General features: G+C 38.1%; 20 protein-coding genes. 5 read left to right on the top strand and 15 right to left on the bottom strand.

All coding sequences use genetic code 11. The features are described 5' to 3' along the window. Positions 1–2 precede the first annotated feature (2 nt). The 3 genes from cysZ (at position 3) to rplY (ending at position 2,210) form a co-directional block, all read left to right on the top strand. Positions 3–761: a sulfate transporter CysZ gene (gene cysZ, locus DNK85_RS02180; RefSeq protein WP_119327943.1), complete on the top strand. Its 759-nt coding sequence runs from the start codon at positions 3–5 to the stop codon at positions 759–761. 88 nt (positions 762–849) lie between these two features. Then, positions 850–1,800, top strand: coding sequence for a ribose-phosphate pyrophosphokinase (locus tag DNK85_RS02175; RefSeq protein WP_119327942.1), 951 nt, complete (start codon positions 850–852; stop codon positions 1,798–1,800). Between the two features lie 119 nt (positions 1,801–1,919). Beyond that, on the top strand, positions 1,920–2,210 hold the full coding sequence (gene rplY / locus DNK85_RS02170) for a 50S ribosomal protein L25 (protein WP_119327941.1): 291 nt from the start codon (positions 1,920–1,922) through the stop codon (positions 2,208–2,210). A 170-nt stretch (positions 2,211–2,380) separates the two neighbouring features. On the opposite strand, the gene DNK85_RS02165 is transcribed toward rplY, so the two are convergent. The 6 genes from DNK85_RS02165 to hfq all read right to left on the bottom strand — a co-directional run bounded on the left by DNK85_RS02165 (position 2,381) and on the right by hfq (position 8,829). Beyond that, positions 2,381–2,953 (bottom strand): hypothetical protein, encoded by a 573-nt coding sequence (locus DNK85_RS02165; protein WP_119327940.1) that lies wholly within the window; start codon positions 2,951–2,953, stop codon positions 2,381–2,383. A gap of 279 nt (positions 2,954–3,232) precedes the next feature. After that, positions 3,233–4,492, bottom strand: a complete 1,260-nt coding sequence (locus tag DNK85_RS02160) for a hypothetical protein (RefSeq protein ID WP_119327939.1) — start codon at positions 4,490–4,492, stop codon at positions 3,233–3,235. A gap of 553 nt (positions 4,493–5,045) precedes the next feature. After that, complete coding sequence (gene hflC, locus DNK85_RS02155) at positions 5,046–5,969, bottom strand: protease modulator HflC (RefSeq protein ID WP_119327938.1); 924 nt, start codon at positions 5,967–5,969, stop codon at positions 5,046–5,048. Continuing rightward, positions 5,966–7,096 (bottom strand): FtsH protease activity modulator HflK, encoded by a 1,131-nt coding sequence (gene hflK, locus DNK85_RS02150; RefSeq protein WP_119327937.1) that lies wholly within the window; start codon positions 7,094–7,096, stop codon positions 5,966–5,968. The genes hflC and hflK overlap by 4 nt, the downstream gene beginning before the upstream one ends. Before the next feature lie 33 nt (positions 7,097–7,129). Beyond that, positions 7,130–8,428 carry a ribosome rescue GTPase HflX gene (gene hflX, locus DNK85_RS02145; RefSeq protein ID WP_119327936.1) on the bottom strand — a complete coding sequence of 433 codons (1,299 nt, stop codon included), beginning with the start codon at positions 8,426–8,428 and terminating at the stop codon, positions 7,130–7,132. A gap of 32 nt (positions 8,429–8,460) precedes the next feature. After that, a complete protein-coding gene (gene hfq, locus DNK85_RS02140) occupies positions 8,461–8,829 on the bottom strand; it encodes an RNA chaperone Hfq (protein ID WP_119327935.1) in 369 nt (122 codons plus the stop codon). Positions 8,830–9,080: 251 nt separating this feature from the next. Between hfq and lepA the strand changes: the two genes are divergently transcribed. Both lepA and DNK85_RS02130 read left to right on the top strand, forming a co-directional pair. After that, a complete protein-coding gene (gene lepA / locus DNK85_RS02135) occupies positions 9,081–10,868 on the top strand; it encodes a translation elongation factor 4 (RefSeq protein WP_119327958.1) in 1,788 nt (595 codons plus the stop codon). Between the two features lie 581 nt (positions 10,869–11,449). Continuing rightward, on the top strand, positions 11,450–15,571 hold the full coding sequence (locus DNK85_RS02130; RefSeq protein WP_162896477.1) for a hypothetical protein: 4,122 nt from the start codon (positions 11,450–11,452) through the stop codon (positions 15,569–15,571). An 85-nt stretch (positions 15,572–15,656) separates the two neighbouring features. Here the strand turns inward: DNK85_RS02130 and dnaJ are convergent, their stop codons facing one another. The 9 genes from dnaJ to DNK85_RS02085 form a co-directional block, all read right to left on the bottom strand. After that, positions 15,657–16,778 (bottom strand): molecular chaperone DnaJ, encoded by a 1,122-nt coding sequence (gene dnaJ, locus DNK85_RS02125; protein ID WP_119327933.1) that lies wholly within the window; start codon positions 16,776–16,778, stop codon positions 15,657–15,659. Positions 16,779–16,874: 96 nt separating this feature from the next. Next, complete coding sequence (dnaK, locus tag DNK85_RS02120) at positions 16,875–18,815, bottom strand: molecular chaperone DnaK (RefSeq protein ID WP_119327932.1); 1,941 nt, start codon at positions 18,813–18,815, stop codon at positions 16,875–16,877. An 87-nt stretch (positions 18,816–18,902) separates the two neighbouring features. After that, complete coding sequence (gene grpE, locus DNK85_RS02115) at positions 18,903–19,490, bottom strand: nucleotide exchange factor GrpE (RefSeq protein ID WP_119327931.1); 588 nt, start codon at positions 19,488–19,490, stop codon at positions 18,903–18,905. Between the two features lie 200 nt (positions 19,491–19,690). Continuing rightward, a complete protein-coding gene (locus DNK85_RS02110; protein WP_162896476.1) occupies positions 19,691–20,512 on the bottom strand; it encodes a hypothetical protein in 822 nt (273 codons plus the stop codon). Between the two features lie 185 nt (positions 20,513–20,697). Next, a complete protein-coding gene (locus tag DNK85_RS02105; RefSeq protein ID WP_119327929.1) occupies positions 20,698–20,880 on the bottom strand; it encodes a hypothetical protein in 183 nt (60 codons plus the stop codon). A 107-nt stretch (positions 20,881–20,987) separates the two neighbouring features. Further along, entirely contained in the window at positions 20,988–22,097 is a 1,110-nt protein-coding gene (locus DNK85_RS02100; RefSeq protein ID WP_235842349.1) for a bifunctional nicotinamide-nucleotide adenylyltransferase/Nudix hydroxylase, read from the bottom strand. Next, positions 22,094–22,804, bottom strand: a complete 711-nt coding sequence (locus tag DNK85_RS02095; protein WP_119327928.1) for a BON domain-containing protein — start codon at positions 22,802–22,804, stop codon at positions 22,094–22,096. The genes DNK85_RS02100 and DNK85_RS02095 overlap by 4 nt, the downstream gene beginning before the upstream one ends. Further along, complete coding sequence (locus DNK85_RS02090) at positions 22,719–23,924, bottom strand: trans-sulfuration enzyme family protein (protein ID WP_119327927.1); 1,206 nt, start codon at positions 23,922–23,924, stop codon at positions 22,719–22,721. The genes DNK85_RS02095 and DNK85_RS02090 overlap by 86 nt, the downstream gene beginning before the upstream one ends. Before the next feature lie 35 nt (positions 23,925–23,959). Continuing rightward, complete coding sequence (locus DNK85_RS02085; protein WP_119327926.1) at positions 23,960–26,062, bottom strand: helix-hairpin-helix domain-containing protein; 2,103 nt, start codon at positions 26,060–26,062, stop codon at positions 23,960–23,962. Positions 26,063–26,126 lie beyond the last annotated feature (64 nt).

Below are 26,126 nucleotides of genomic sequence, written 5' to 3'. Positions count from 1 at the left end.
TCATGGCCCAGCACCAAGGTGATAACAGTGGCATAAGCTATTTTTTCGCGGGACTAACACTTATTTTTAAGAAAGGAATCAAACGCTATACAATTGTGCCACTTATTATTAATACCATTATCTTTATTGCGCTGTGGTGGTTTAGCCTACATGAAGTCTCTTTATTAATCAGCTGGGTGGATACTCATCTACCTAGCTGGCTCACATGGTTTAGCTGGTTGATTTACATCATTGCTATTTTGGCGCTATTATTATTTAGTGCTTATCTCTTTACTGCGATTGCTCTTATTATTGCTTCACCTTTTTATAGTTTTCTTGCTGAGAAAATCCAAAAAAAACTCACAGGACGAGAGGTTGGTAGTAAGCTTACATTTGCTAAACTTATGCTTATTGCACCTAGATCCATCGCACGCGAATTTAAAAAGCTATTATCCTTCTTACCATGGGTTTTGATCATTTTCTTATGTTACTTCATTCCAGTGATAAATCTTTTTACCAGTGTTTTATGGTTTGTACTGTTATGTTGGTTTAACGTTGTGCAATATGCTGATTATGCTTTTGATAATAATGAAATCAGCTTTCCACAAATGAAAAAGCAACTCTCTCAACAAAAGTCTCTAAGCTTAGGCTTTGGTTTTATCACCACTGTATTTTTGATGATTCCTTTTTTTAATATTCTCGTTATTCCAGCAGCCATTGCAGGTACTACTAAGATGTACGTTGACCATTGGCATCCTGCGCGCTTAAGTCATGTCGAATAAAATTGTTCTTTAAAAAAACCTTTATATTTTTTCAAAATTGGGTATATTCTCTAAGCAAATTTCAGCAATCAAATTTTAGGATAACGCCATGTCAGATCTGATGCTTTTTAGTGGGCGCGCATGCAACGCGCTAACTGAAGAAATCTCCCACTTTTTGGGTGTACAAGTAGGACGCGCTACAGTTTCCACCTTTAGTGACGGCGAATCTCATATTGAGATCATTGACAACGTTAGAGGTCGTGATGTCTTCATCGTACAATCTACTTGCCCACCAACTAATGATCACATCATGGAGTTGATGTTTTTAACCGATGCATTGCGGCGTTCATCTGCCGGACGCATCACCGCTGTTATTCCCTACTTTGGCTATGCTCGCCAAGATCGCCGTGTACGCTCATCGCGTGTACCGATTTCAGCGCGTGTTGTTGCTGATATGTTAACCGGTGCTGGCATTGATCGTTTATTAACGGTTGATATCCATGCCGAGCAGATTCAAGGTTTTTTTAATATTCCATTAGATAATGTCTATGGCACACCGATTTTATTAGACTATATTCGCTCATGCCGTTTAGAAAACCCGATTGTCGTCTCCCCTGATGTCGGTGGCGTGGTACGCGCGCGCGCCATGGCAAAAGCACTTAACACCGATTTGGCAATTATTGATAAGCGTCGTCAAAAGGCTAATGAATCCGAAGTCATGAATATCATTGGTGATATCAATGGACGTCATTGCTTGATCGTTGATGATATCGTTGATACGGCGGGCACACTATGCAAAGCTGCACAAGCACTTATTGATCATGGTGCTAAAAAAGTTTCAGCTTACTGTGTGCATCCTGTGTTATCTGGTAAAGCAATTGAGAATATTGAAAGCTCGGTCCTTGAGGAGCTAGTTGTCACTAACTCTATTCCCCTGCATAACGCAGCCCTTAAATGCAAGAAAATCAAAACCCTATCATTAGCACCCATGCTCTCAGAAGCTATTCGTCGCACCAATAATGAAGAATCTATTAGCTTAATGTTTTGTGATTTGATTTAAGTCTTAACTTTCCTTAGCTTTTTTGTTAGAATCCACGAGCTTTCTCATCAGGGTCGCATGATAAGAAGGTTTTTTTAAAATAAAAATTAACTTTAAATATAAATTTTAAGGAAATTAAAATGACAGAATTTACGCTACACGCGGAATTAAAAACTGAAACAGGTACAGGTGCGAGCCGCCGCCTACGTAAAGCAGGAAGAGTTCCTGCCATTATCTACGGCAACGGTTCTAAAGCAACTGCTATCACGCTTGATCATAACAAGATCTTACATGCTACTGAAAACAAGGCATTCTATACAGCAACGGTTACTATCGATATTAATGGCAAAGCTGAAAGCGTTAAGATCAAAGCATTACAACGCCACCCATTTAAGCCAAAAATCCTACACGCTGACTTTGTTCGCGCGTAATTAAAACGAATATTCTTACAACAACGTTGGCTGAGCGTGAGTCGAAGCCAAACGCATTATTTTATTGCTAATTCAACTCTTAAAGACCCTTCGACTTACGCTCAGGGTACTGTAACACGTTCGAGGTAGCGTAATACTTCAAGGCAGTGTGTTTTCCCTTTTCTTCAACATCAAAATGAAATTGCAGGACCTGTGATTAAATCATCTAAGCTTTGCAAGGGCCCAAGCGGCCTAACCTCATCAATATATGCTTTGCGTTTAGGCTCACCCGACCAAAGCTTATAAACAACTAGTTGATCCTGGATAATAAATACCGCTTGAAAGCGCCAACCTTTTTTTAGTATCTCTTTGCGAAATCCGGTTAAATCTAAAAACGCATTACCAATGCGATCTTCGTATTCATAATCGACATTAACAACATATGCCTGACAGCGCTTATATAGGCTAAGACACTCAGCTACAGGCTCTGGAATGTTCTTACCCGTACTTAGCGGGTCAAAACGAAGGCGAATATCTAGATAGTTTTCAATCTTCACATTATTAGCAACATACGGATCAAAGCCCATATGATTCAGCTCAGGCAATGTTGTTTTATTTGGAAGCACCTCATCATAAACCGTTTGAATACTATTAAAGCTCTGCCAATGATCATTGCGCTCAACCTTTTTTGATGGCAACAAAAAACTACATCCAGACAAAAAGGTTGCAATTGCACAATATAGTATAACCTGCCGCCATTGCATTGATTAACCCTTAGCTCTTAATAATCCGTATTATAAGTATAGTTTATATTTTAGGATATAATTGCAAAACCTAGCATTTAATAGAGTGGAAAATTACGAAACTCAACAAAAACCAGAGAAAAATCGATTAACTTCCCTTTGAAAACCTTGTAAAATTCGATCATCTGATAAGGGGAACTTATGTTTTTGAATAACTAAAAAAAGGGGGAACGAATATGTTTAGCTGCATTGGTCATCAAGCGCATGGTTGTACTTTTTTTAACGAAGCCTAATAAACCTTTACTCAAAGCTCATGTTGATGGCACCGGAAAAGAAACTTGATCTTTGAGGCATGGTGTATTTCTTATCTAATAAACTATAACTATTTAATTGTTTTGAAAGGTCTTTGCAGTGTAATGGCAACTCCTTTAGCAGCAATACATCATCGGTCTTTTGAAATGTATTGGGTCGATCTGCTATGACAGAGAATTTAATAGATGACAGTTTTTGCAAAAGCACGCCACCTCCCACAATTGGGATATTACTTAACTCGCCTGAGTATACACTAATTAAACGTTTGACATTAACGCAAAGCTCCACAATATTGGCAATGTGCTCTGGGCGATACATCATCGTATGGTACGGGATACTAAAATAATGTATATAATCTTGATTAATCGCAAAATTGGATGAGGTCAAAATAAAAGGAGGATTCTTAGGCCTGTAGAACGCATGATATGCTTGCTGAATCTCTTGTAATGGTAACGTCATATCATTATCCGCTAATCTATGAATCATACTATAGCCACAAACTGCATCAAGCACATGATTTATAACATTACTTAAGTAATAAAAGTTCTTAATACTTGAATGATGGACTTTAATGTAATTTAAAATAATATCTTGATATAAGCTCTTTGTATTTGACGATAGATTGCTTCTCATTAATTTCTTTAGTATATATTCTCGTATATGCCAAGTATCACTATTACTTTTTAACAATGCCGTTAACTCATCAGAAAATCCAATATAGACAAACCGCCAATCACTCTTTAACCCTCTAGCAATGTTTCGAATAACAGAAAAGTCAGTGCCATCATTAGAAGGCGAGTAAAGCTCTTCAGTTACACCCATGGCACTTTGCATCCTAGCATACTTTGAATATTGCTTATAGATACTAACTATAATTGGGACTCTGGTTCCTGCGCACATACTCCATGTTGATAATATATTAATTTTTTGTGTATAGGAGAATTGACTCATATAGGCAAAATCCCCTGGCACTATCAACTCACCAGGGATAATATACTCCCCTAGCTCCATAAAAAACTGCATCGACTTTTTAACAACCATGCCAAAAGGGATATTATCAGAGACAGTATTACCATCCGGGTCGTAGAAATAATTAGCATCACCGACTAAATCACCATAGCGATAGCTGTATTTGGTAAACGCATATTTTTCAATGCCATCTACAGTATCTAGCAATGCTACAAACTCTGGATTGGCTTTGTGCATCAAGATGCGCGCATCTGACCAGTTTAATTTCTCAACACTCATTTCTCTTTTGCCCGCCCCATTTTTATTATTATTCTTTATTTACTTAATATTAAGCTTATGATTAAACATTTACCCCAGGTTATCGATCGCACCCTCGACAAAGTCAAAGGGCAACTCTAGAAACAACCAAGGAACTTCAACTTATGCTCAGTCCACGCTTACATAGTATACCGCTCATAAACCATTTTACAGCATTTCTGCCATTGAATTTTACGCCCTTTTTGGTGATTGAACTTTGGCAATAGTCCTAGCTATTACCTGCAATCCAATCACCCAAAAGCATCAAAAACTTCTTCGGCACCGAACACCGCAAAATGATTTACGAGCGGTATATAATTTAGTTATAACCAACATTAACAACACATAATAGCTATCCACTGACGAATGCTCTAAATGCGCTATAAACAACGCCTAAACATTATTCCATAAATTTAATATTATTGTATAGTTTAAACGTCCAAAGAATAATAAAAAACCAGCAATACGACGAATTATTATAAGATATTTTTATTTCCAAGAAGAATTAACAGAGAAAATCGAATTATATAAATTATCATTTTGCCGGTGCTGGTGCGGTTTTTACTACCGCAGGCAAATTGGAGGAATTAAAGTAACTAAAGAACTTCCCTTCTGGTTTTAAGATAAATACATCCTCTTTTTTGCCACTAAAACTAATCTGATAAGCCTGCATGCTGCGCCAGAAATTATAGAAACGCTCGGATTTGCCATAAGCATCCGCATAAATTTCAGCCGCTTTTGCATCGGATTTGGCTTTGATTTCTTTAGCATCGCGATCGGCTTTTGCTAGAGTGATCGTCACGGTGGCATCGGCATCGGCACGAATAGATTCCGACATCTGCTCACCTTGCGCGCGAATAGATGCAGCTACCTTTTGACGCTCTGAGCGCATTCTTTGGTAAATCGACTCAGTCACTGTTTCCGGTAGATCAATCTGCTTAATACGTACATCAACAACATCGATACCAATCTTTTTAGCTTGCTCTTGTACGCTTTTGGTTAACGTTTGCATCAGTTGATCGCGTTCATTATTGATCAAACCTTGAATATCGATCTTACCGACCTCAGCACGCAACGACGCTTCTAAGAATTGCCTTAATAACAATTCAGCCCTTGAGTCATTACCCGAGACACTACGATAGAACTGAGAAATATTATTAATCTTCCACTCTAGATACGCATCGATGATCACATCTTTTTGCTCATTGGTCACCACGCGCGATGAATCCACCGTTAGTGTGCGTAAACGCATATCATAGATTTTGACTTGTTCAATCAGTGGAATTTTAAAGTGCAGCCCTGGAGTGTATACTTTAACCTGGCCATCACTGGTTTGGTTTAGTTCGCCAAGCTTTAAGATCACAGCTTCATTTCCTTGGTTGACACGAAACATCGAACTGAATATTAACAACAATACAATGATTACAACGACGATCAAACCCATTGATTTATTGCTCATCGCTGACCTCCTTGAACGGTTGAAGAAATTGCCAGCGGTGATAATGTATCACCATAGAATAGATTTTTAGCACCATCGCCATCGACGATATAAAGCTTATTGTTTTTAAAGATATTTTCCATTGTCTGATAATATAATTGATTTTCAATAATTCTTGGATTTTGCTGATACACTGGCAACAATTGACTGAAGTTAGCTACGTTACCTTGTGCTTCAAGCACCACTTTTTCCTGATAGGCACGTGCTTCATCCATGATCCGCTGCGCGCGACCCTTAGCCACTGGCACAACCTTATTGGCATAGCTTTGTGCTTCGTTTTGTACGCGCTCACGGTCTTCACGTGCTTTAATTACATCATCAAAGGCACTTTTGACTTCAGCCGGTGCTTGCGCTGGTTGCATGATCACTTCATTGACCAAAATGCCAGTTCTGTACTTATTCAATAGCTTCTCTAATTCTTTTTGCACTTCTAAAGTAATTTGGGTTCTTGAGGTGGTAAGTATCTTCTCTAGTTTGTTTTCACCAACGACTTGACGTACCGCACTTTCAAGTGCTTGACGCAAGATAAGTTCAGGATTATTGGTGGCAAATAAGTAATCTTCTAAATTACCAATACGATATTGCACTGAGAATGACACATGTACAATATTCTCTTCAGAAGTCAGCATTTGCTTATCAAGCTTAATCGTATTTAATACTTCGACATCTTTTTTAATGACACTGACAAAGCCCGGGGCATGCCAATGCATCCCAGGACCCTCAATACTTGAGAATTTACCAAAGGTCAGTACAGCGGCTTGTTGCGCCGGTTGTACAACATAAATGCCCATACCTGCCCAGATAATAATGATAGCAGCAATCACACCAATGGCGATTTTTTTCACCGGCAATGGTTTTTGATCGGCACTACGCGAGTAAATGCTTTTACGCTGATGATCATCCTTGCGTGGCGGCTCATTATTATCATTATTGTTGTTACTGTTGTTATTATGGTCACCACCGTGATTATTGTCAGATGCGTTATTACCCTGTTTACGTCCCTTGCCCAGAAATCGACGAATCGCCTCTTCCAAGTCCGGTGGACCTTGATTAAAGACCTTATGTCGTGACAAAAATTTCAATGCCATAGATACTACTTTTGATTTGCTCTTTCAGTGCTTTTAATGGTGACTAAATTTTGCTATTAACTCAAGTTTATTATGTCGACATATCGCATCAAAATCACTTTTGGCAATGTGGATTGTCAGTTGACATTCACCTGAACTATTGATCTGTTCTTTTTCAACCACACCAAGTTGGTAAAAGACTGCACGGATCTTGCCTTCATGTGGCATTAAAGTTAAAACACCTTTGAGCCACTCTTGGTTAAAGTGCTTAGCAATCGATTCATATAAATACTCAACACCTCTACCGGTTTGTGCTGAAAGATAAACATCAGCAGGACGATCCTTATGATAGACAATGTGTGGTGACAAATTGTCTAAGCAATCAACTTTGTTATAGACATTAAGTATTGGCTTATTATCGGCATGAATCTGCTTTAGCACTAATTTCACTTGCTCGATATATGCAAGATGATGTACATCAGCATAATCAATAACATGCACCAGAAGATCTGCTTCAATCGCCTCTTCAAGCGTTGCACAAAATGCCTCAACCAAATCGTGTGGCAAATTGCGAATAAATCCTACGGTATCGGATAACACAACTTCACCTAATTTAGGCACATTAATTTGACGCAAAGTGGGATCCAAAGTTGCAAATAATTGATCTTTGGCTAAAACATTTGCACCACTTAACTGATTAAACAATGTCGATTTTCCGGCATTGGTATAACCGACAAAGGCAATCGTTGGCACGTCATTTTTTTGACGTGATGCACGACTTAATCCGCGTTGTTTCTTAACTTTTTCAAGACGATTCTCAATTTGAGCAATTCGTTGACGCAAAAGTCGTCGATCTAGCTCAAGCTGGGTCTCTCCTGGACCTCCCCTAACACCAATACCACCCTTTTGCCGCTCCAAATGCGTCCAACCACGCACAAGACGCGTGGCTGCATAATTTAACTGTGCCAGTTCTACCTGAAGTTTCCCTTCATGCGTTTGCGCGCGCTGTGAAAATATCTCCAAGATCAAACGCGTACGATCAATTACTTTGCAGTGTAATGCTTTTTCAATATTACGCTCTTGAGATGGTGTAATACTATGATTAAAGACGACTAGATCAATCTCATGCTTTTCAACTATTGCTTTAATCTCTTCTAGTTTACCTTTACCACAAAAGTATTTAGGGTCAGGTTGCGCACGCCTTGCACTAATAGTCTGCACAATTTGCCAATTGGCAGCATGTACTAAACCATTGAGCTCAGAAAGTTCGGCGTTTAATTCAGGTTTGGATGAAAAATTGATATCAATAAGCAGGCAGTTCTCACCTACCTCATGTTCTTGAAAGATCTCCAAAGAAAGATCCTCTTAAATTGTGTAGTTAACTATTATTGTTGTTGTGCAGATTGCTGGCTATAGTGGTCATTTGCATCGTTGACATCATCATATGACTCTTCAAATGCGCTCTCATCCATAGACTCAAAGTCATCTTCTTGATCTGAATTGTGGCTTTGCTGACTATGATTTGGATTGTAATTACTATAAACCAAACGTACTGCTTTAGCAGGAACTACCGTTGAGATCGCATGCTTATAAACCATCTGATTGACGCTGTTGCGCAACACGATAGAAAACTGATCAAACGCTTCAATAACGCCTTGCAATTTGATACCGTTTACCAAGTAAATTGATACAGAAATTTTCTCTTTTCTTAACGCATTTAAAAACGGGTCTTGCAAAGATGCGATTCTAGACATAGTAATATCCTCTTTATTGTTCTTTAATAGTTATAATAATTTTAGTTAAGGTTATTTACCTCGCAGCTTACGCCGCTGGCAGGCATTCTATCACTATCCTTGGCTATAACAAAGGACAATAGTTGGATTTTTATACGCAAACTACGTTTTTGATAAAGGTAAACAGATTCGCCACGCAACTGATGATTCCTTTTATATCATTTTTTCGGCATAATGCTCGCCATAACAAAATATCTACTACACAAGCTGCTATGCAACACATCCGAAACTTTTCCATCATTGCGCATATTGACCACGGCAAATCAACGCTCTCTGATCGATTTATCCAAGTATGTCAAGGCCTAACTGACCGCGAGATGAAAGAACAAGTCCTTGATTCAATGGATATTGAGCGCGAGCGTGGTATTACCATTAAAGCACAGAGTGTTACTTTAAACTATACAGCAAAAGATGGACAAACCTATCAGCTGAACTTTATCGACACACCAGGACATGTTGACTTCTCCTATGAAGTATCACGTTCTCTAGCTGCTTGCGAGGGTGCGCTATTGGTGGTTGACGCTGCCCAAGGCGTTGAAGCACAAACAGTTGCCAACTGCTATACCGCGATTGAGCAAAACCTAGAAGTAATCCCAGTACTTAATAAAATTGACCTCCCTTCAGCTGAGCCTGAACGTGTCTGTGCTGAGATTGAAGATATTATTGGCATTGAAGCCGTCGGTGCCACAACTTGCAGTGCCAAAACCGGCTTGGGTGTAGAGGATGTTTTAGAGACGATTATTGCTAAAATTCCAGCACCTGTTGGTGACTTAAATGCACCATTACAAGCATTAATTATCGATTCGTGGTTCGATCCATATCTTGGTGTTGTTTCATTAGTACGAATTCGCAATGGCCAGCTGCAAGTAGGAGACAAAATTAAAGTGATGTCGACAGGACAAAGCTATCAAGTCGATCAACTTGGCGTTTTTACACCCAAAATGCATAAACAACAAGCACTAAAAGCTGGTGAAGTTGGCTTTATCGTTGCCGGCATTAAAGATATTCATGGTGCCCCTGTAGGGGACACGTTGACACTTACCAAAAACCCCACGGATAAACCTGTTCCAGGATTTAAGCGTGTTCAACCTCAAGTATACGCTGGTATGTTCCCGATTAGTGCAGATGACTTTGAAGCATTTCGCGAGGCATTGGAAAAATTAAGCTTAAATGACGCCTCTCTTTTCTTTGAACCTGAAGTCTCTCAAGCACTTGGCTTTGGCTTTCGTTGCGGATTTTTGGGACTTTTGCATATGGAGATTATTCAAGAGCGTCTAGAGCGTGAATATAATCTTGATCTTATTACCTCTGCACCAACGGTTATCTATAAAGTAACCCTTAAAAATGGTGAAGAAATTGAAGTAGATAACCCATCAAAGCTACCTGAACCTTCCGCCATTGCTGAGGTACGTGAACCAATCGTTCGTGCGTCTATTTTAGTACCTCAGGATTATGTCGGTGCAATTATCACACTTTGTGTTGAAAAACGTGGTACGCAAGTGGATATGAACTATTTAGGTCGCCAAGTATCTATTGTCTATGACATCCCGATGATTGAAGTGGTTTCTGATTTCTTTGATCGCCTAAAATCCGTTAGTCGCGGCTATGCCTCGCTTGACTATGAATTACAACGTTATGAAGCCGCCAATATGGTGCTATTAGATATTCTCATTAATGGTGAGAAAGTCGATGCTCTAGCCAGTATCGTTCATAAAGATCAATCCGTTTATAAAGGACGTGAGTTGGTGGAACGCTTAAAAGAGCTTATCCCAAGACAGATGTTCGAAGTTGCCATTCAAGCGGCGATTGGCGGCAGCATTATCGCTAGAAGTACCGTGAAAGCGATGCGTAAAAACGTTCTTGCTAAGTGTTATGGTGGCGATGTATCACGTAAACGCAAGCTACTTGAAAAACAAAAAGCCGGTAAGAAACGTATGAAGCAAGTCGGTAACGTTGAAGTGCCACAAGAAGCATTTCTGTCTGTGCTTAAAAAGAATTAATAATTGCTTGTTGTTACTAGATTGGAGATTTTTTGAATTTTGGCTTGATAAAAACTTATTCGCTTTCCAACGTTAAAGAATGAAAGTTGCCTAAGACATTTCTAAGCCAAATGAAACGCATGCCACTAGAGCAGACAACATGTAATCACCCAAAAAAAAACGATCATATTTTAGAATAAAAACACCCATTAAATAAAAAACCATCTACACTTCTAGTTAGATAACCCCGCATATCTGACAGATCGATATAACAAGCTTATAGAATAAGCAATGGCTTTTAAATTCTAGAGCTTAACCTTTAAATAGCGGGGTATAAAATTATGCGTCTTCTACTGTTAATATGTCAGGCTATCTTGCTCATAAAAGCTGCTTGTGGAATTAATATAAATTATACACATCAAATCCTTACTAACTGGAAATTTGCTCAACAATCTAAGGCATTTAAATATTTCTATGCGGAAAATAAAAATATAACCGTTTTTCCATTAATGCCCATTATGCACCAAAATGTATATACTGATCATAACTTACTTCTTCCAATCGGCTATTTCCTTAATACAGACAATAATGTGACAACTAATATGTTAACTAACTTTGCATTATCACAATGGCAGCTCTCAATCCCCTTTATTCACTATGATAATGGCAAATATATGTTGCATTATTTTGGTGATACTATTGTACTTCATGGCTTTCAAACGAATCTATCTAACAATACTATAAGCATTACACACCAAGATATTACGCTGCATTTTTTAAAAGATGAGCAACATATAAATATTTATCAGCTTAAAAGTTACCAAATAGATCAACAAACTATTAACATAGACTACAATATCGCACAAAAGATAATTACTATAAGCATAAATAAGAATGTACAGCCTGCCTATCAACTGCAGAAAAAAGGCAATACAGTCATATTGACAAATAACCTGGTGATGAATCCGGAAAAAATAAAACTATCCGTAATAAATGATCGACTTACACTAAATGGTTCTATTATTACCGTACAAGAAATCAAGTTTCCAAATACATCTGCTACTGAACCAAGAGAAGTTCTATGGCTTAAGCCCACAACTTATCTCCAAAAAATACTTATGCCCATTAGTAGTAGCACTATCATTAAACTACTTGAATATCTTTCTTTATATTATTGTAGCAATCATTTCACATCGACTCCTGATCAACAGTTAAATGATTATACTGCTGCTATACCATCGTTTAACACCTTATTGCTAACGAATAACCTTTCTTGCATTTACAGCAAAGAAGATAATACTGTTAATGAAACCATGGAAGTTGAAGGGTCTCTACGCAACGTATACCGCTTTGATCAGCTAGATGGAGAGCGCTACTATTACGATAAGAAAAGCGGTCTACTACTCTTAAATGCAGATACTGATCATTGGGATGAATATGATTATCAGGCCTATGCGTTAACCAAAATTCATACTGACTCCAACATAAGTTATGACCTTGTCTATCACAAAAATTTAATTCAATTGAAGCAATCCATTGACCAAAGTGCAGAGATTATTGCCAAGAAAGATGCTTTAGATCGCTTATCGCTTGTTAGACTAACACCATTTAATGACGATATAACCATCCATGTTCAATTCAGCTATAAACATCATCAATTAACACATATTGATTATATCGTTGAACAAAAAAATCAAACACAATATTTTAGTGAACAATACTTCTATCATAATAATCAAATTATCATGATCAAAGAGCTAGACAACACAATCAGTGGCTTTGCTTATAACGAAAAAGGGCAGCTGTCACTACTTTATGCACTTCAACCAGAATCTACAACACATAACAATCAAAAGCCACAACATTACCAATTAGTTAAACTCTTAAGTCCTACGCTATTTATAGCAGATAATCACCAAACATTTTATGATATGTCATTTACAAACGACAGACTAACCGATTCTACCATCACGACTTTTAATCAAAAGATTGTAAGACAGCTCATGTCTCATCTAACCGCTAACACATTATCCCAAGAAAGAGTAAAACCTAAACGTCATCTTGTGTCGACAAAGAACATACCACTTCTTCATACCATTTTTCAACGCAATAAAAATAATCAAATGCAAAATAGCGCTTTTAGCCAACGGGTCAAAGCAATAGAAAATACACTTGCTGATACGACAGTAGAGCTAAAAAATGCTATAACCAAAGTCCAAACTAACACAATGAACCTTAAGATAACTGCATTTAATGCACTTAAACTTAAGCGTGATGCAGAGTTGTTCAAAATAAAAAGTCATCTACTTAAATACGGACAAACTGCAGACTTTTTAGAGAAGCCTATTTCCTCTTTGTCTGACCGTGAAACCAAAATTCTATCTGATAATTTTAAAAAAGGCGCTTTAGACCCAGATTACCCACGAGAGATTCAATCTGGCCTTAAAAACACACCATCTAGTAAACGTGATATTCACAAAATTGCATCAGCAAAAATGGAATACATGCAAGATTTAGGCGAACGCTCTATATTACGAGCACACACTTGGCGTGATGATTTGTATGGACAATTGCTATATGAGATTGAATCAGGGAATATATTATCTGATCGATATCTTCAGCTTGAGAATGAGTTAAAGCTTGCAACTGCCCAAGAAATCATTGTCCATGACAATGCTAATAATATCCTAAAAGCAATCACTCGAGAATATGGCGTTAAAACTGCTGATGAATTCAAAGAAATATTGGGTGATCGTAAGGTTGTTTTCCCTAATGATATTAAGCTTTTTTCTAAACATAAAAACCTAGATCTTTTTAAAATAAAAGAAGTTGATATTGAGATGAAGATCTTAGGATATCGTGATCATATTGGTTTTAAGTCTCCCTTTCAATTAAATTATACTAAAGCACACATTCCTTATCCTGACTTAAAGCAATCATATCTTAACACCTATGATAATTATCTATCTATGCAGCAGAAACTAAAAGGTTTATATCGCGGCAGTAAGAAGTTACTTAATCAAACTATTGAAGATCATATGAATCCCGCTCAAATTTTGCCTGATGATTTAGCTGACTTAGCTTTAGCACACGAACGTACTCACCCAGGCGTACAAGATAATTTTTTAAGTCGCTGGATTAAAAACCAATATGGGCACAAGATTATAGACACCAACTATCAAACATTGAGAAATCTACTCAAGCAACGTATTCAAAATCAACATCCTAATTTTTCACATTTATTAAAGGATAAAGTATTTAATCAAGACGATATCAGGCAATGGCTTAATGATCCATTTAAATTTGAAAGTGATTTTCTGATGAACATTTACCCACAACTTCAACAAGCACTTAAAGATCGTTTAATTGCAAAATACCCAGAATTAAAAACACAAATTAGCCAATTAACTCCAAGTAAACATACATTAAGGTTATCTGCAGACGAATTACAACAATGGGAAAATGAGACCATTGAAATATTAAAAGCAAGATTACCTAAAAAACCAGCACCCTTAACTTATGAAAATCTTATCCAATTTAATCAAGAAACCACGCACAAAATAGCTACAGAGAATATTGATGGTGCTATTAGTGCTTCTGATAATAATGCATTTAAATCTGTAGAAAATGCTTCTCAATCTGACTACAAAACGGCAAAATCAACCTCAGATTTTGATTATAAAACAGCTAAAAATACAGCCAGTGAGATCGATAGCTTAGAGTTTCGCTCTGTTGTTAGCAATTTTCATCAACCAGATAAAATTACTTCTCTTACAATAGCAGAAAATATTGCGCCTATAAGTACGAAAACAAGTCAAGTTTTAAAGTCAGAATCTATCGCAGTCAAAGGAGCCAAAATTGCAAAGGCTGCAGGTAAAGCAGCTGATGTTGTCATGATGGTCGAACTAGTAGATAAGTCTGCAAGCCTAGCTAGAAATACACGAGAAAATATAGAGCGTGATGGCTTTATCACAGGAGTGGCTGAATCATGGGTGGATAACCAAAAAGCACTTGCGCATTATACTGCAAGCTTTATTGATGGGATTACAGATTTAGCTTGGCTATCAAACCCTGTTTCTTTTTGGTCTTATATGTTAGCTGACGTTGAGAACCCTCTAACAATAAAAGACAAACTTCCCTTTGATGACCCAAGCAAATCTCACTTTGACTCAAATGGTATTCTGGAAGAAATAGAAAACTCGGGTAAAAATTTTATCAACAATATTCACTATGCGGCATCAGGAAATACCCTTTATGAAGAAAATAATACTGAAAACTTAGCGCAAGCAATACTTAATCTAAAAATCACTAGCCGCTGCGAATTAGGGCTTGCAACTGATCATTATTATCTGGGCATAAAGCGTCTTTTACAACAAATTCAAGCAATCGACTTTAGTCCAACGTTAGTAAGCGAAAACGATATTGCAGTTGCTGCGTTAAGCCAGATAGCGCTGCAAGAAATATATAATAGCACTCTATTGATTCAAGATAGGCAAAAAGCGCTTGGTATTAATGCAGTTAACGTGTACGAGCTTGTTTTATTTAACCAAAATGATACTACAAAAATGAGCGAAACAGCGAAACTACATATTTCCACTTTAAATGACAACATCTATATACAAATGACACCCGTCAAAATCTCAGTTGATTATCTTACTTGCCAGTATACCGAAAATGCGTTTATTTGTTATTGCGACCTTAATGTAAGTGAAGAAACTTACTAAACATCATCATAAAAACAAATATCCATTTGATTTTTTACGTCAGATTATATCCAGACCAATACAGATTATGCATAAAATAAAATCATCAATTCCCAGCAAAAAACTCTTTGACATTATCAAACCAGGATTTTGATTTTGGTGAATGCGTTTGATGCTCACCAATGGACTCACCAAAAGCCTCTAATAATTCGCGCTGTTTACTATTGAGATTAATTGGTGTCTCTACAGTCACCTTACACATCAAATCTCCCATGCTATTGCCACGCAAGGCTTTAACTCCTTTGCCTCGTAGCCTAAACATTTTACCTGTTTGTGTTTCAGCTGGAATCTTGAGCTTCACTTTACCATCAATCGTTGGCACATCAAGCTCACCACCCAAGCACGCTGTCATAATGCTAATTGGCACTTCACAATACAGATCAGAACCATTACGCTCAAAAATCGCATGCTCTTTAACATGCACCTGAACATATAGATCTCCCGCAGGTGCGCCATTTTCACCAGCCTCGCCCTCACCTGATAAGCGAATTCTATCACCTGTGTCAACACCTGCTGGAATTTTCACAGAAAGTGATTTAACATCTTGCTTGCGTCCTTGACCATGACAAGCGCGACATGGATCTTTAATCGTAGAGCCGGCACCGTGGCAAGTAGGACATGTCTGCTCAACTGAAAAGAAACCTTGTGACATACGCACAGCACCCGCGCCATGACATGTGCCACATGTTTGCTTACCAGAGCCACCTGAGCCATGACAGCTATCACACGAAACATAGGTTGGCACTTTGATCTTCTTGGTCGTGCCGTGTACTGCTTCTTCAAGTGTAATCTCTAGATTATATTGCAAGTCATTGCCACGCCTGCTTTGTGCACGCGATGAACGCCCTGATCTTTGACCACCGCCACCAAAAATGTCACCAAAGATATCGCCAAAGATGTCACCAAACCCTTGCCCGCCACTAAAGCCACCGTGGCCACCGCCTTGATTGACACCAGCATGACCAAATTGATCATAAGCGGCACGCTTTTGTGGATCACTTAGAACTTCATAAGCTTCAGACGCTTCTTTAAACTTCGTTTCCGCATCTTTATCATTAGGATTTCTATCCGGATGATATTTCATGGCTAATTTACGATATGAACGTTTAAGCTCTTGCTCTGTTGCGCTTTTAGATACCCCTAATATTTCATAATAATCTCTAGGCATAGTACTACCATTATTCTAGTTCAATTCAAAACGCTATAAAAAATGCGGGACATGCCCGCATTTTTCAAGTTAAAAGTTATAGTTTATTTAAATCAATTATTTTTTATCATCATCTTTAACTTCTTCAAACTCAGCATCCACGACATTATCATCTGCTTTTTGCTGCTTTGGCTCTTCCGTTGAAGCTCCGGATTCAGCATTCGCTTGACCTTGTGCCTGCTCATAGGCTTTTTGCGCAATCGGTGAAAATGCTTCTTCTAATGCTTTAGTCTTTGCTTCGATGTCATCTTTGTTATCTGTCTTTAACACAGCTTCCAATTCAGTGCATGCAGCTTCAACTTTCGCTTTTTCATCTTCAGAGATTTTATCTTCCAAATCCTTTAACGATTTACGTGCACTATGTAATAAGTTATCCCCTGTATTGCGTGCTGAGACTAACGCGTGGAACTTCTTATCGGCTTCAGCATTTGCTTCAGCATCCTGAACCATATTATTAATATCATCTTCAGACAAACCGCTTGATGCTTTAATCACGATATTCTGTTCTTTGCCTGTTGCCTTATCTTTTGCTGATACATTTAAGATACCATTGGCATCGATATCAAAAGTGACTTCAATTTGTGGCATACCACGTTGTGCTGGTGGGATATCAGATAAGTCAAATCGACCCAATGACTTATTCGCAGACGCCATTTCACGCTCACCTTGCAACACATGAATCGTAACCGCTGGTTGATTGTCTTCTGCTGTTGAGAAAATTTGTGATTTCTTCGTTGGGATCGTCGTGTTGCGCTCAATCAACTTAGTCATCACACCACCCATAGTCTCAATACCTAATGATAATGGTGTTACATCAAGAAGTAACACGTCTTTCACATCACCGGCTAGGACACCACCTTGAATAGCTGCACCCATAGCAACAGCCTCATCAGGGTTAACATCACGACGTGGCTCTTTACCAAAGAATGCTTTAACCTCTTCTTGCACTTTAGGCATACGTGTTTGACCACCAACTAACAACACATCGGTAATTTCAGATACTTTTAAACCAGCATCTTGCAATGCTTTTTTGCACGGATCAATCGAACGTTTAACTAGGTTTTCAACCAGTGATTCAAATTTAGCGCGTGTTACTTTGATATTTAAATGCTTAGGACCGCTTGCATCCGCTGTGATATATGGCAAGTTAACATCCGTTTGTTGCGCGGATGATAATTCAATCTTAGCCTTCTCAGCTGCTTCACGTAAACGCTGCAGAGCTAGCGTATCATTGTGTAGATCAATACCGCTTTCTTTCTTGAATTCGTCAATGAGATAATTCATTAACGCAACATCAAAATCTTCACCACCTAGGAAAGTATCACCATTGGTTGCTAATACTTCGATTTGGCTATCGCCATCAACATTAGCAATCTCGATAATAGATACGTCAAATGTACCACCACCTAAGTCATAAACGGCAATCGTTTGATCTGCTTTTTGCTTATCCATACCATAAGCAAGTGCCGCTGCTGTTGGCTCATTAATAATACGTTTAACATCCAAGCCAGCAATGCGACCTGCGTCTTTTGTTGCTTGACGTTGCGCGTCATTAAAGTAAGCAGGAACAGTAATTACGGCTTCTGTGACGGTTTCACCTAAGAAGTCTTCTGCGGTTTTTTTCATTTTACGCAATACTTCAGCCGATACTTGCGGGGGAGCCATTTTTTTATCTTTTAACACTTCAACCCAAGCATCACCATTATCGGCTTTAATTACTTTATAAGGGACTTTTTTAACGATGTCATCTTGCACCACTTTCTCGTCAAACTTGCGTCCTATCAAACGCTTCACGGCAAATAGTGTATTGTGTGGATTCGTTACCGCTTGACGCTTAGCTGCTTGCCCTACTAGAATCTCACCACCTTCAGTATATGCTACGATGGAAGGGGTTGTACGCGCACCCTCTGCATTTTCGATAACACGAGCAGTTTTGCCATCCATTACCGCAACACAAGAGTTGGTTGTACCTAAATCTATACCAATAATTTTACCCATTACGATCTCCTTTTATTTCAACGCTCAAAAATATGTTGACGCGTTTTTATTTTTCAAGTTTTTATTTGTTTTTATTTTGATTATTTCTTAATTTTTAACCACCAATACACGTGCCGGACGAATAACACGATTATTTAGTTCATAGCCCTTTTGAAACACATTCATCACCATATTGTCATCCATTTCAGGGTTAGGTGACATTGCCATCGCTTCATGTTTATTCGGATCAAACACCTCACCCTGTGGGTCAAGCTGTGTCACACCAAATTTCTCTAGCGTATCCACTAACATTTTCATCGTCAATATGACACCTTCAGACATTGCTTTGGCTTCCTCAGACTCAGCTGAGACTTCAGCAGCTTTCTCCATGCTATCAAGCACAGGCAACAATGCATTAGCGAATTTTTCTAAGGCAAATTTATGTGCATTCTCAACATCTTTTTGTGCACGACGACGAATATTCTCCATCTCAGCATGGGCACGCAATACTTTATCATCGGCAGTGGCAACCGTTTCCTGCATGTTGTCAATCGTTGTTTTAAGCGACTCATTTTCCTTGCGAAGTGCAATGACTTCATCAACCATATCTTGAGATTCAGTCGTCTCTTGTTCAGCAGTTTCTCCTGCCATCAACTCAAAATCTTCTTCGTGCTGCTTTGGATGTTTGTGTGACATTGATACGCCTTAAATTATTTTTTAGGTTTTTTATTACGGCGTAACAATTGCGGGCGCTTTTGCGCTTTTCAAGGAATTATTTTAAATTAATTATAATCAACAGCAGATTTGTATAACAAGCGCATAAGTCCATCTGAAATAATACTAGCAGCAGACATCCTTATCCAAGCTTAATCCATAAAGTTTTTATCAAAGTGAAGTTAATTTGTCACTTGCGTTAAGACATTATTATTGATAGCAAACTTGCCATTAACGACAGGGATAGTTAGCTTATTATTTTGATACTGCCAATAGGCTTTCATTAATTTTCCATTTGCTGCATTTGTTACTACCAAGGTACACAGCTCATGCTTCTGCGAATTATTAACTAACTTGTATACAGGACTATCTGATTGACTTACTTTTGTCAGCGAGCAAAAAGATTGACTTTCTTGTGATAAAGCCAATTGTGCTGTCGCATTATCTACTGCAAAATACATTGGTGCATTTGCTTCTTCGACATTGGTATACAGAGTAACTTTTAGATTATTGCCATTTTCAATGGTAAATCTCGTACCAATTAGCTCATAGCCAATATTCATACTTTGCTCAACACCATTTATGGTGATTGTACTAGTGTATTCCTGTGTAGTGGTGCCTTCATTAGGAGCATTATTTCTTGTAATTTGTAACTGACACTCACCACCTTGAGCTTGTAACTCAGTGCCACAATTACCATTACTAATCGTAAAGTATTTCTCAAAGTCAGAGCCAACCAACGTTCTGATACTTGATATCACTTTTGCAATATTGACAGGCTGATAATTAACACCAACTCTTGAGACATCCGAAGAAGTCTGCAAACTGATTTGTGCTGACTCACCAGGTGCTAAAGCCGTATCCAAATTCACACTCAAAGATGTCAGTGAAGCAGCAGAACCACCAGAACTACCACCACCGCCACAAGCACTTAGTGCTAAAGCTGTAGCAGATATACTTAATAATGAAAATGCTTTAAAAATCATTTTTCTATGGAATTTCATAAATATATTTAGTTCCTATTTTATTTAACCATTGAGTAGGGGGAAGGTGAAAATAATTTGTCTTATTTTCTCGCAAGAAATTAGCGCAAAAAGCATACTCAGTCAAATAAAATTTTCATAAATTCTATCAATGCCATTGAATTGAGTAAAAGGGATGCATTACTCTAAACTTCTACATACAAATTCTATAAATCTGTTTCTTGAAAATATACCGTTGCTTTTTGTCGCTGTACAGATGATGATTGAAAATCTTTTTTCATTAGCTTATTACCCATAACAGAATTTGCTGGAAAATCAGTACCAGCTGCAAAAGCCATATTGCCACTTAAAAATATTCCTATAACGATAATCGATAACATTTTTTTCATAACTTATCTCCTTTAGGTTGCAAACACATCTTAGTTGTATTTAAGTCTAGTAGGAGATTTTAAAAAATAAAATGTTTGCATTAAAAATCAGCAATATCTCACATCAATTAGATAATCAACTCATATTTAGACGCCATAAACTTAATAATCTGATAGTGATCATCCATAAGACAATCTGACATCTTCTCAAGTACTTCACTTAATTCAATCCACTTTGCCGCCTTTGCATCATCTTGCGCAATAACATTTGGCAAATGCTTTTCAGATAATATAATCAGCCCCAGATGTGTTATAACACGTCCGCGTAGTGAACGATCAGGATGGTCAAAAACCTCTTGAGCAAGCAAGGTTTGATTTATTGTTTCTAAAGAGATAGACAGTGTTGTTTCTTCTTCGAGCTCACGCAATATACCATCAATAATACGCTCATCTTGATCTAAAAAACCACCGGGTAATGCCCATAGATTTTTGCCTGGTGCTTGTTTTCTTTGAATAAGTAGTAAATGCTTGTTGCATAGCACCATCGCATCTGTAGTGACAAAGACAGGCTTAAATGGTGCATCCTGCCAAGAAGCTTTGTAATTTGCAATATAATTAAACTCATCACACAACACTTTATAGCTTGGTGTTTGCATATAGTCTTGCAACACTCTTAAACTCCCTTTGCTATCCTCATTGTCAATCAGATAATTCAGGTCCAGTACATGATCCTTGAATAACTTCACACGAAAATCTGTTGCATTAAAGTTATCAAAGTTAGTGACATCGATATGCTGCCATAATGGAAAGCATTTCAGATAATAACTACTGGCATCTTTTTGATGCCCAACAATAGCCACTTTACTTCCTTTATTTGCATGTTGTTCAACCCGCTCTTGTACTTCATTACGCCAGCCTGCTTCATTATAAAACCAATCACTAACAGGCTCGATAATAATACGCTCTAGATCAATACCAGAAGCTTTCAAATCAGACAGAATCATTGTCCGTCTCTGTTCATAGGAGAAAGGATTTTTGATACTTGGCGCCCTAAAAGCTGAACCAATTAAAATAATAATTTTTTTCGCATACAACAATCCGTAACGTATGTTGTACAAATGCCCGACATGAAACGGCTGAAAGCGCCCAATAAACACACCATAATCATATTGAACTTCGCTTTTTTCCTTTCGTTCTTTTCTCTTTATTTCATCCTGTCCTTGCATTGAATGACTCATTCTTCTTTCCCTATTGCTTGTTTATCCGCTTTTGGCGCTTCAACTGGATAAGACACATAATCATACACTTCAATGACTTTTTTAACCCCAGAAACATTCGCAGCTATACGTGATGCTTTGTTACCCTCTGCTTTGGTCACAACACCCAATAGATAGACCACGCCTTTTTCGGTTACTACTTTGAACTTCAAACTGTTTACACCGCTTGAGACCAAAGACGAAATCACTTTAGACGTAATCCAGCTATCTGCCAAATAATCACCAATATCAACTGGGTCACCAATGGTTAGTTGATTATAGACGACTTTGACACCTGGAATTTTAGCCATGCGATTGGCAATCTCTGTTTTAAGTGTCTCGGTTGGTACCTGTCCTAATAGCAATACGATATGATTAAAGACTACCGGCTCAACATTGGAATTACCCTTAAGCGCTGGGTAATCATTTAATAATGAAATCGCTTTGAATTGAATTGATTTATCCGAAGCATTGGTTTTGCCATCGACACTACTGCCTGCAACATTACTACCAACAACTGCGGCTCCCGCTCCGGCGATCACAACCGGTGCACAAGCACTTAGTACAGCAGTTAAAGTGATACCTAAAATAAGTGATATGACTTTAATACTGCTTGATGCTTTTCTTGCAATCTTGCTTTTCTTTTGTATTTTCTGTTTTTGCTGCTTTTGCTGTTTGATTATATTCATCGACAAACTCCTGAAATACCATGAGCGTATCCGCCAATACCTCACATCCGATGGATAATCTTAGCAACCATGGCGAGACTTGTAATTGAATTTGTTGCAGTTTTTGAACATCCTTGTGCGACATGCTTGCTGGATGGCTTAAAGATGAGTGTACCGCACCAAAACTCACCGTTTTTGGGAAATACGCTTTTACTTTTTGATAAAATTGCTCAAACTGTGCCTGATCAAAACACTCAACTGCCAAAAGCCCACCCAAAGATTCACAATTTTCCTTAAGCCAATGTGCGTTTTTTTGTGTTAAATCACCGACATAATAGATATTTTTAAAACATTTACTTTCTTTTAATAATGCATAAATAGCAGCTGTATTCTTGGTTATTTCAGCCATGCGCAAATGCACTGTTTTTAAACTTCTGGATAACAACCATGCTTGAAATGGATCCAGCGCATAGCCTGTTTGGCGAATAATCTTAGCAATTTTTTCTCTAAACTGTGCATTAGTAGCAATCACCCCCGAGGTAACATCTGCATGTCCAACGAGATACTTAGTAGATGACTGCAAAGCAATATCAGCACCATGCAAAAGTGGCATAAAGCCATAAGATGACATTAAAGAATTATCAACCACCAAGCAAATATTGTTCGTTTGAGTGATCTTTGCCAAATCAGCAACAGGCGTTATTTTCTGTAATGGATTAGACACCGTCTCACATAACACCATCTTGGTTTTTGTACTTATTGCTTGAGATAAATTATTAGGCTCTTGTAAGTCAATTTGCGTAATAATAATACCACGATCCTCACACATTTCTTCCAAAATAAATGACAATCCTGCATAAAAATCACAACCAACAATAAGCTCGTCACCTGCTTTTAGCATGCTTAAGACGATATTAAGTGCTGACAAGCCACTACTAACTGCAAATGCCGCATGCGCTTCATCCAAAATAGCCAGCTGTTTTTCTAGATAATGACGAGTTGGATTGTGCACACGCGAATATTCAAATGCACTACTACTATGCTGGTCAAAAGTGCTCACTTGATAAATCGGCATACTCATCGCCTGATATGCATCATCGTTTTCAAGGTGCAATAAGCGCGTTATTCTACTGTTACTCATAGTTTCTAAATCATTTATTCTTTATATTTTTTATATCACCCAACAAGACTCAACCCAACTCGCTGGCGTTCAAGGTCAATACTAATGACTTTAATCTGTGGCAGTTGCTCATTTAAACTGACCACTTCATTTGGGTGACTGACGCGCTTAGTGCTTAATTTAGAAATATGAATCATACCATCATTTTTTAAACCTATATCAACAAACACCCCAAAGTCTGTGATGTTACGTACAACACCTGAAACCATCATACCGACTTTAAGCGAGTCTATATCTAAGGCTTCAGCACTGAAACTAACCTCAGGCAATTCATCACGTGGGTCAAAGCCTGGCTTTTGTAACTCTTTGATAATATCTCTTAACGTTGGCTCGCCAATATTATGCATTTTGGCAAAACTTACAATATCGATCTGCTTTAGCTCATCATTTGATTTTGTTAATAGTTCTCTAGCAATCGCATAATGCTCAGGATGCACACCAGTATTATCCAAAAGATCATGCGCCTCAGGAATGCGCATAAAGCCTGAGCACTGCTCAAATGCTTTATCACCTAAACCTTTGACTTTCTTAAGCTCGATAATATTTTTAAAGCCACCGACTTTATTGCGATATGCCACCACTTCTTTTGCTAAGCGTGGACTTAAGCCTGCAACATATGCTAATAACTGTGCTGATGCTGTGTTTAAATTAACACCGACACTATTCACAGCCGCTTCTGTAACATCACTTAGTTTTTGCACTAGTTTCTTTTGATCAACATCATGCTGATATTGACCGACACCTAAGGCTTTAGGATCAATTTTCACCAATGCTGCCATCGGGTTCTGCAAGCGCTGTGCAATTGAAATTGCCCCTCTTACGGTAACATCTAACTGTGGATACTCCTCTTCGGCCACTTCAGAAGCTGAGTAAACTGAAGCACCAGCTTCAGAGACAACGGTATAGCGAAGCTTCTGTTCTGTGTCTTTGTTATAATTAGCGAAAAAATCTTGTAACTCACGCGATGCCGTACCATTACCAATTGCCACGGTATCAATGTGATATTTTTTAACTAAATCATTAACGATCTTTTTAGCTTCTATTGTTTTGTTATGCGGAGGTGCTGGATATATAACAGCTTCTGCCAAATACATGCCCTTTTCATCAATAACTGCTAACTTAGCACCCGTTTTAAACCCAGGATCAACACCCAACACAGCATGTGCCTTAACTGGTGGCACCATCAGCAAATGACTTAAGTTATCAGCAAAAACATAAATGGCTGAAGTTTCTGCTTTCTCTTTTAGGGTACTGATTACCTCACGCTCAATTGACGGATATAACAATCGCTTGTAGCCATCATAATAAGCCTCTATCAACAATGTTGATACGCCCGCAGCGTGCCTTGGTAGCTTAAAACGTGTGATCGTTTCTTTATAGCGATTATGGTCTATGTCAATCTTAATGCTTAGCTCTTTTTCAGCCACACCACGAAAAATCGCTAACAAACGATGTGCAGGTATTTTATTAACATTAGATTGATACTGGTCGAACTGTGCAAAATTACCTTGGTCATTACATGTTTTGGTGGCTTTAACCTGTAAGCTACCAAAACGCGATACTTGATCGCGCACATAGGCGCGTTCCTTGGCATTATCAGCATAAATTTCCGCGACAATATCCATCGCACCTTGCACTGCCTCGTCAACGGTTTGCACACCATTTTTGACAAATGACTTAGCGCGATCATAAAATGCCACCTCACTATCATAGGCTTTAAGTAGCGTATCTGCTAAAGGTTGCAGCCCTTTCTCAATCGCCACCTGCGCACGCGTATTGCGCTTTTGTTTAAAAGGTTGATAGATATCCTCTAAATCAGTTAATGTATTGGCTCGTTCAAATTCCTTTTTTAATAATTCATCATAGACACCACGCTCACTCAATGTGTGAATAATTTCCTCTTTACGCGTATCAAACTTCTGTAAATATTGATACTGTTCATAAAAATTTCGAAGATCTGTGTCACTTGCCCCACCTGTCATCTCTTTGCGATAACGTGCAATAAAGGGAATAGTTGCCCCTTCGGCTAATAATGAAACAATATTCTCAGTGGCTTTAATCGACAATCCACTTTGTGTGGCAAGTTGCTGTAAATTCATGGAACATTAAGGCATGCTAATTATGCTTGCTATCTTCAGCGATTTCAGTGCCAATGTCCATCAT

This window comes from Cysteiniphilum halobium, assembly GCF_003574425.1.
In the GTDB taxonomy this organism is placed as follows: domain Bacteria; phylum Pseudomonadota; class Gammaproteobacteria; order Francisellales; family Francisellaceae; genus Caedibacter; species Caedibacter halobius.
This window is presented reverse-complemented; position numbering and strand designations above follow the sequence as displayed.